At 67.5% G+C, this 7449-nt stretch carries 6 protein-coding genes; 1 reads left to right on the forward strand and 5 read right to left on the reverse strand.

Annotated features, from left to right (window positions below; all coding sequences use genetic code 11):
- Nucleotides 1-141 precede the first annotated feature (141 nt).
- Nucleotides 142-423, forward strand: coding sequence for a GIY-YIG nuclease family protein (locus ACWD3H_RS47165; protein WP_451959727.1), 282 nt, complete (start codon nt 142-144; stop codon nt 421-423).
- A gap of 149 nt (nt 424-572) precedes the next feature.
- Here the strand turns inward: ACWD3H_RS47165 and ACWD3H_RS47170 are convergent, their stop codons facing one another.
- The 5 genes from ACWD3H_RS47170 to ACWD3H_RS47190 all read right to left on the reverse strand — a co-directional run bounded on the left by ACWD3H_RS47170 (nt 573) and on the right by ACWD3H_RS47190 (nt 7445).
- Nucleotides 573-2225, reverse strand: a complete 1653-nt coding sequence (locus ACWD3H_RS47170; RefSeq protein WP_451959728.1) for a glycoside hydrolase family 27 protein — start codon at nt 2223-2225, stop codon at nt 573-575.
- A 106-nt stretch (nt 2226-2331) separates the two neighbouring features.
- Nucleotides 2332-3594 carry a cellulose binding domain-containing protein gene (locus ACWD3H_RS47175; protein WP_451959729.1) on the reverse strand — a complete coding sequence of 421 codons (1263 nt, stop codon included), beginning with the start codon at nt 3592-3594 and terminating at the stop codon, nt 2332-2334.
- Between the two features lie 22 nt (nt 3595-3616).
- Nucleotides 3617-5395, reverse strand: coding sequence for a family 43 glycosylhydrolase (locus ACWD3H_RS47180; protein WP_451959730.1), 1779 nt, complete (start codon nt 5393-5395; stop codon nt 3617-3619).
- 461 nt (nt 5396-5856) lie between these two features.
- A complete protein-coding gene (locus tag ACWD3H_RS47185; protein WP_451959731.1) occupies nt 5857-7290 on the reverse strand; it encodes a non-reducing end alpha-L-arabinofuranosidase family hydrolase in 1434 nt (477 codons plus the stop codon).
- A gap of 53 nt (nt 7291-7343) precedes the next feature.
- Nucleotides 7344-7445 carry an RICIN domain-containing protein gene (locus ACWD3H_RS47190; protein ID WP_451959732.1) on the reverse strand — a complete coding sequence of 34 codons (102 nt, stop codon included), beginning with the start codon at nt 7443-7445 and terminating at the stop codon, nt 7344-7346.
- Between the last annotated feature and the right edge of the window lie 4 nt (nt 7446-7449).

Here is a 7449-nt window from a genome sequence, read left to right on the forward strand (position 1 = left end):
GCCCTCGGACAACCGTTCACGGACGGTCCTCTCCGCCGCGTCCGGGTCGGTACCGATCAGGCACGACACCGCGTCGAAACCCGCCGCCCGCAGAGTCGCGTCGCCCTGCTCGATTCTTCCGCAGCGCGGACGTGCGGGCACATGGCAACCGGCTGTTCGGCCCGCTCCCCACCGGCGAAGCTGGAGGAGATCGGTACGGCGGTCAGTGACGTGGAGGCGCGCGAGGCCGGCGTCCGGGCCGGGCACCTGATCTCCAATGTCGGCGCGTTCGGCGAGGACATCGTCAATATCGGCATGACCCGGCGCCTGGAGCCGGAGGACCGGCTTCGGGAGTTGGGCGACGCCTCGGTGCCGTTCGAGTTCGACACCCATGCGCTGGTCTTCGGTGACGACCCGGCCGGGCCGGAGGGGGCAGTCCCCTGAATCAGACCTGGCGGATCCGGGGCCGCTGACCAGGACTGCGCAAGCCCTGCCGCCCGGTTGAAAGGAGGGCGGCAGGGCTTGGCTTCCGTTCGGGACCTCTGCCCGATGAGGCCGTCGAACGGCCTTTCAAGGTGCGGCGGACGAGAGGATCACCCGCGGGTCCAGCGTTGGTTGGTGCCGCCGGTGCATGTCCAGATCTGGAGTCTGGCGTTGTTGGTCGTGGCGTTGTTGGCGACGTCCAGGCATTTGTTCGCGCCGATGGCGGTGATGGTGCCGTCGGTGTTGAAGCGCCACTTCTGGTTGTTCTGGCCGTTGCAGTCCCAGATGAGGACGCCGGTTCCGTCGGCGGTGCCGTTGTTGTTGACGTCCAGGCACTTGTTGCCGTAGACCCGCAGCTCACCGGCGGATGTGGAGGTCCACTGCTGGTTGTTCTGGCCGTTGCAGTCCCAGATCACCACCTGGGTGCCGTTGGCCTGGGAGGCGCCGGTCACGTCCAGGCACCGGCCCGACCCCACGCCCTGGATGCGAGACGTGGACGGGGAAGGCGAGGGCGTGGGATTGGGCGTGCCGCCACTGACCCGGAACACGACGGTGCCGTGGGACGGGACGCTCGCCGAGATGGCGCCGGTGGTCGTGGTGACGGTGTTCGTCCAGGCGTCACGCAGGCTGAAGGAGTTGCCGGACAGGCCGATGGCGGAGGCGGTGGTGCTGATCGTGGTCGTGCTGCCGCCCTGGTTGAACAGCGCGACCGCGACGTCGCCGTTGCCCAGCCGCTTCGCCAGTACGCGCCGGGTTCCGTCGTTGCTGATCTGGGTGGCCTGGAGGCCGAGCGTGTCCTGGTTGACGGCGATCAGGTGCTGGTTCTTCATGATCGTTGCGGTCGCGTTGTCCATGTTGCGCACGTCGTTGCCGGCGATGAGGGGCGCGGCCATGATGGCCCAGAGGGCGAAGTGGCTGCGCATCTCGGTGTCGTTCATGCCGCCCCGGCCGACCACCATCATGTCGGGGTCGTTGAACTGGCCCGGCCCGGCGTAGCCGGTGAGCGGCGCGTTGACGTTGACGATGTTCTGGATGCCCATCGGGTAGCCGTTGGTCTGACCCGTGTTCCAGGCGTTGGTGATGTCCTCGGTGGTGCGCCAGATGTTGGCGACGTCGCCCCAGCTACGCTGCGGGCCGGTCTTCGAATGGATGCTGTTGGGGTTGATGCTGTAGAGGATCGGCCGTCCGGTCGCCGTCAGCGCGTCCCGCATCTTCGCGAAGGTGCGCACCTGGTCGTCGATGGTGCCGGTGGGTGAGCACCAGTCGTACTTGAGATAGTCGACGCCCCAGGCGGCGAACTGCCGGGCGTCCTGGACCTCGTGGTTGAGGCTGCCGGTCGCGCCCGGGTAGGAGCCGAAGTACTGGGCGCAGGTCCGGTCCAGCGGCGCCTGGTAGAGGCCGAACTTCAGTCCTCTGGCGTGCAGGTAGTCACCGAGTGCCTTCATTCCGCTCGGGAACCGCGACAGGTTGGCCTGGAGGTTCCCTGCGGAGTCGCGGTTGGGGTCGAACCAGCAGTCGTCGACGACGACGTACTGGTATCCCAGGTCGCGCATGCCGTTGCTGACGAGCGCATCGGCTGTCTGCCGGATCAGCGTCTCGTTGATGTTGCAGCCGAACGTGTTCCAGGTGTTCCACCCCATCGGCGGGGTTCGGCCCACGCCGTTGTTCAACGCCTGCGCCGGGGTGGCCGAAGTGACCGCCGTCAGGGTCAACATCACGGTGACGGCGGAGGTCAGCAACGCGCGTATTCGTTTCCTTCTCATTGACAGCGCTCCTCGGTGGATAGGGGATCGATGATCGGGCCCCTGGCATGGGCTGACGCCCCGCGCCAGGGGCCCGATCGCTACTCGGTCGAAACGCGCGCCGCGGTCACGGGCCGGCGCAGGTGGCCGCCGGGGTGGCCGGTGTGCCGTTGCTGAGGAAGCCGAAGGTCGTGCTCGCGTTGGCGCCGAGCGAGCCGTTCCACGTCTCGTTGCGTACCGTCACGTTCGAGCCGGAGCCGGAGCGGACGCCTCCCCAGACCTGGGTGATGGCCTGCGAGCCGGACCAGCTCCAGTTGACGGTCCAGCCGTTGATCGCGGAGTTGCCCGCGCGCACGGTGACCTCACCCTGGAAGCCGCCCTGCCACGAATTGGTCACCTGGATGGTCGCGGCGCACGCCCCCGTGACCGGTCCCGACGGTGTCGGAGTGGGGGTCGGGGTCGGAGTGGGGGTGGACTGGAACTGGCTGAAGAACTGCCACGTCTCTCCTGGCAGCCATGTTCTGGAACCGCTGTCGCCGGGCACCCCGTCCTGCGGGGCGGCGATGTGCCCTTCGTCGAAAGCGGCCCAGACGACCGGACGGCCGCCCGCGCAGCCCGAGTACGTGGTGCTCCGGTGTGTCAGGCTGCCCTGGCCGGGCTCGGGCGGGTTCTGGGCGGTGCAGCCGTTGTTCCGGACGAACGTGTCTCGCATCGACCGCCCGCCGGAGATGTTCAGCACGCTGTCCCGCAGGCCGTGCGCCGCGAAGTAGGCGATCGGCTGGGTGCCGCCGCTGCATCCGCTGAGCCGTCCGCCGGAGTAGACCGCGACGGCGCGGAAGACGTCGGCCCTCGCGCAGGCGAGCGCGAAGCTCATGGCGCCGCCGTAGCTGAAGCCGAGGGCGAAACGCTGCGTTGTCTCGACGCAGAGGTCGGCCTCGATCCGCCGGATCATGTCGTCGACGAAGGTCACGTCCTCGCCGCCGCTGTTGGCCCAGCCGTTGTTGAGACCCTGCGGCGCGACGAAGATCGCGCTTTCGCCGGCCAGTCGCTGGAGCCCGTAGTAGGACCAGACGTCGCGCTGCACGGTCTGGCCGGTGGCGACGTCGGTGGCGGTGCCGCCCAGCCAGTGGAAGCCGAAGATCAGCCGGTACGGCCGCCGGTTGTCGTAGTCGCCGGGGATTCTCAGGATGTAGCTGCGGTTCTTGCCGCCGCTCTGGATCGTGTTGGTGCCGTTCTGGAGGGTCGGCGTCCTGCCGCACCCGGCGGTCGCCGCGAGGGCGTTGCTCGACGTGCTCGCGCTCGCACTGTGACTTATCGCCACGGCACCCATGGAGAGGACGAGAAGCGCCGCGACCGTGATGGCGGTGAGCAGGGATCCGCGTCTGGACATGGGGTGACTCCTTTCTGCCTGGTTATTGGAAAGAGGCGTCGTCGATGTAGAGGCCGTCGGTTTCGGCGGCCGTCTCGACGTAGAAGGAGGCGTTGGTCAGCGTGCCGGTCCACGACACGGTCGTGGTGCCGGTCAGCTGGGTCCAGCCGTTCGCGTTCACCGTTCGCGCCGGGGTGAGCTGGACGTAGTTCGTCGTGCCGTCGGCGGTGAGCGCCAGGGTCGCCTTCGCGCTGGGGGTGCCGCTCTGCGACCGCACCCAGACGCTCGTGGTGTGGCTCTTGCCGTTGGTCAGGCCCGACGTCACGTTCTGGTTGGGGCCCTGCCAGGCGGCCGTACGGCCGGAGTTGAGCAGGGACCGGCTGCCACCGTGAGCCACATTGGTGGCGGAGGACAGGGTGCCGCCGGAGCTGGTCCAGCCCGTCGTGCCGTCCTCCATCGTGCCGTTGGTCAGCAGGTTCCCGCCGCTGCCGCCGCTCGGGGTGAACTGCCACCAGTTGAGGTTGAGCAGGTAGCCGCTGCCGCCGGTGAAGCGGAGATACAGGTCGCGGGTTCCGGTGGCTCCGCTCACCGGGCAGGTGACGGTGGTCCAGTTCTGCCACCCGCCGGTCCCCGGGACGGCACAGGTACCGACCAGGGTGCCGGTGGCGCTGCCCAGGCGGAGTTCGATGGTGCCGCCGCTCGACCCCGAGGCCACCCGGGCGGTGAAGGACGACGCCCCGGTGCCGAAGCCGACGCCCTTGACCTTGATGTTGTCGCCGTTCTCGATCCAGCCGACGTTCATGCCGCCTTCGCTGGACGGCTCGGTCTCGACGCCGGTCGCCCAGGCGACGGTCTCGGCCTCCTGGCGCACGAACGGGTTCAGCGTCCCCACCTGTGGAGGGCCGGCGGTGGTCATATTGATGATCGGGATGGTGCCGTCGGCGTTGTAGGTGAACTTCTCCACGGCCACTGACCTGGTGTAACCGCCTCCGCCGGGTAGGGCGCCGTTGTGGTAGAAGAAGTACGAGCTCCCGGCGAAGTCGATGATCCCGGGGTGGTTGGTGAAGCTCGACCCCTGCTTCGGCATGACCGTTCCACGGTAGGTCCATGGCCCGGTGGCACTGGGGGCCGTGGAGTAGCCGATGAACTCCGAGCAGCATTCGGCGGCGAACACGTTGTAGTAGAGGCCGTTGCGTTTGAAGACCCAGGGTCCCTCCTCGTAGAGGGTGGGACGGCTGGCGTTGCCGTTTCGCGTGCCGAACCCCGCCGTGGTGAGCGGAATCTGGGTCGGGCTGCCGGAGTAGGAGATCATGTCGGTGTTCAGCCGGACGTACCACAGGCGGGGGTTTCCCCAGTAGAGGTAGGCCTGGCCGTTGTCGTCGATGAGGACGTTGGGGTCGATCTCACCGTTCTCGACCAGCGGGCGGCCCAGCGCGTCACGGAAGGGCCCGGTGGGGCTGTCACCGACCGCGACACCGATGGCCATTCCGCCGGTCGCCCGGTTCCGCACCGGGACGTACCAGTAGAACTTCCCGTTGCGGTAGGCGACGTGGCCGGCCCAGGCGTTGGCGTCGGCCCAGGCGAAGGTGGCCAGGCTCATCGGTGAGCCGTGGTCGGTCCAGTTGGCCATGTCCGTGGTGGAGTACACCCGCCAGTCACGCATGGTGAAGTACGTCGAGCCGTCCTCGTCGTGGCCGGTGTAGAGGTAGAGGCGGCCGTTGTGGACGAGCGGCGCCGGGTCGGCGGTGTAGATGGTCTGCACGATCGGGTTGTCGGCCCTGGCCAGGGACGGCAACAACGTGGTTAGCAAGAACAGGCTCACGGTCCAGAGAACCAGATGGCGAGATCTCCTCCTGGCCGCGCGAAGTACGGGTCTCACCTGTCGTCTCCCTCAGGCGGATGTTTGACGGGGGGTGCCGGTGACCTCGGACGTGGGGGGTCGGAGTGTTCGCCACGTCCGGGGCGGTTCAGAGGGTGATCAGCAGGGGGAGTTGGTCTGGGTCGACAAGCCCATGCGCCAGGGCAGGCGGCGTGATGGCGCAGATCTCATGGTGATCCTTTCGAGGGTGGACCTCAGGCTGGGGAGCGTGTGCCCGGCCCCGCATTCCGTCGCTATGTGAGCGCTGACGTTTCTGCGTGACCCGGGCGGGCTCGGTCTTGCACCGAGCCCGCTGCTCCGGCTCCCCCCGGTCCTGATCGCGTGCCGTGATTGCGCTCACCCGATGGGGCGTACGCCTTTGCGGTGAACGTCAGGAACGCTCGAGCCGGACCTGTGTCACGCCGTTAGCGCTGTAGTGTCAGCAGGCCCGGCCGGTAGGGCAGGAGGCCGTAGTCGCCGCCGGAGCTGGGGTTGCGTCCCTGGTAGAGCAGCTGCAGATTGCAGGGGTCGACGGTCATGGTCTGATCGGCGTTGGTGCGGATCAGTTCGCCGTGGCTGATGTCGTTGGTCCAGGTGGCGCCGCTGTTGGCCTTGCCGGCGAAGGGGTTGCTCTCGGTCGCGGCCTGCGGTGTCCACGTACCGCTCAGACTGGTGGCCGTGAACGAGCGGAAGTAGCGGCCCTGCGAGCCGATCGCCTCGACGATCATGAGGTAGCGGTTCTGGCCCTGGAGCTTGTAGACCTGAACGGCTTCGAACAGGTTGTTCGTCGTGTCGCTCATGATCACCGTTGATGTCGTGCCGAAGCTGCCCGGGAAGTTCCCGATGGGCATGCCGGCCCGGTAGATCTTGCCGTTGTCGCCGGCGAAGAACAGGTACATGTTCGTGCTGTCACCGATGAGCGTCTGGTCGATGGGGCCTGTTCCGGAGCCGGTGATGCTTCCGGAGAAGAGCACCTGCTGCGATGACCAGCCGTTCGGATTGGTGGGGTCGCTGGATGTCCGGTAGGAGAAGGCGGTCCCGCCCCACTGGTAGGCGAGCACCCAGATGTTCCTCGGGGCGAAGTAGAAGAGCGTGGGCGCGACAGTGGAGGAAGACATCGTGTTCTGGCTGGCCGAGGCCATGTCGGACCAGTTGCTGAAGAGGCCGAAGTTCATCGAACCCCAATTCGTGCCCGTGTCGTGCGTCGTCGCGTAGACGAGGTGCCTGCCGTTGTAGGGGGCGATGGTGAAGTCCTTGAGCGAGACCCACCCCGACTTCGGGGTCGCCAGCGGGCCCGTCGATGTCCAGCGGTACGTCGACGGAAGATCGCACGTACCGGTCGGGGTCGGCGTCGGGGTCGGGTTGGGCCCGCTGCCGACCTGGACGAGTTGCCACTGCTGGTTGTTGCCGCCCCAGTCGTCGTACTGGACGATGTTGGCGCCGTCGGCGGTGGAGGCGCCTTGGACCTCCAGGGCCTTGTTGCTGTTGCGGTTGATCAGGCGGACGTAGCCGCCCGCCGAGTCGGCCAGCCGCCACTGCTGGTTGGTGCCGTTGAGGTCGGCCCACTGGACGATGGCGCCGCCGTTGGCGGTGGAGAAGTTGTAGACGTCCAGGACCTTGCTGGAGAGCCTCGACTTGAGGCGGTAGTAGCCGCCGCCGGAGTCGACGAACTGCCACTGCTGCTGGTTGCCGTTGTTGCGGGTCCACTGGGTGATGCGGGCGCCGTCGTTGGTGGCCAGGTTGTAGACGTCCAGGGCCTTGCCGCTGTTGCGGTTGACCAGGACGTACCAGGCGTTGGTGTCGACGGTCGCCGCGTTCGCGGACGACGCCACGAAGAAACTGGCTAAGAGGGTGGCCACCGTCGCCATGATGGCCAAGGGCTTGAATCTCACTCTGTGCTCCGTTTTCTGTGTCATCCGATGCGGACGAGTTGCCACTGCTGGTTGGCGCCGTTCCAGTCGGTGTACTGGACGATGTTGGCGCCGTCGGCGGTGGAGGCGCCTTGGACCTCCAGGGCC

The organism is Streptosporangium sp. NPDC002607 (assembly GCF_053592655.1).

Coding starts and splice junctions, on each gene's coding strand:
- ACWD3H_RS47165 (WP_451959727.1), top strand. CDS start 142: ATGGCAACCGGCTGTTCGGCCCGCTCCCCACCGGCGAAGCTGGAGGAG.
- ACWD3H_RS47170 (WP_451959728.1), bottom strand. CDS start 2,225: ATGAGAAGGAAACGAATACGCGCGTTGCTGACCTCCGCCGTCACCGTG.
- ACWD3H_RS47175 (WP_451959729.1), bottom strand. CDS start 3,594: ATGTCCAGACGCGGATCCCTGCTCACCGCCATCACGGTCGCGGCGCTT.